This is a genomic window from Chloracidobacterium sp. (assembly GCA_025057975.1).
Taxonomy (GTDB): Bacteria; Acidobacteriota; Blastocatellia; order Chloracidobacteriales; family Chloracidobacteriaceae; genus Chloracidobacterium.
This window is the reverse complement of the sequence record JANWUV010000080.1, coordinates 1-511: the sequence shown is the minus strand read 5'-3', so window position 1 is coordinate 511 and position 511 is coordinate 1. Positions and strand designations below refer to the sequence as shown.

The window sequence follows — 511 nt, the reverse complement described above, 5'->3', positions numbered from 1 at the left end:
CGCCCCGCTCGATGTGCGTGATGATGTGGCTGCTCACCCGCGCCAGCCGCGCCAGCAGGGGCTGGCTCCAACCTCGCGCCGTACGCGCCTGCCGAATCGCAGCGCATAACTCCGCGCCTGTTGTCGCCGTCATAGCGCACTTAATTACGAAGCGGCGCTCGAAACTGTGCGGGCGGGGTAGAATCGGGGCAGAATACGCCGTATGCGCGGCGGATTCTGTCAGCCCGTCCCGCTGCGCCCTACAGGTCGCGCAGCGGGGTCGCTTGGCGGTGGGCGTGTTGCAGGTCGGCGTCGGTCAGCGCCGCGTAGTGTTGTAGCACGGCGAGGCTGGTATGCCCCAGCAGGCGGCGCAGGGTCTCTAAGTCGCACCCGTTTCGAATCGCGCAGGTGGCGAACGCGCGGCGCAGCGCGTGCGCGCCTAAGTGTCGCCCCAGCACGCGCTCGCCCAGCCGTTGCAGGCTCTCCAGCGCGCCCGCCATGCTCATGTGCCATCCTGAAGCAAAGTGCGTGC

At 68.5% G+C, this 511-nt stretch carries 1 protein-coding gene; it reads right to left on the bottom strand.

Annotated features, from left to right (window positions below; translation table 11 throughout):
- Positions 1 to 239: 239 nt before the first annotated feature.
- On the bottom strand, positions 240 to 511 hold a 272-nt coding region (locus NZ585_15195; protein ID MCS7081373.1), incomplete at its 5' end, for a tyrosine-type recombinase/integrase.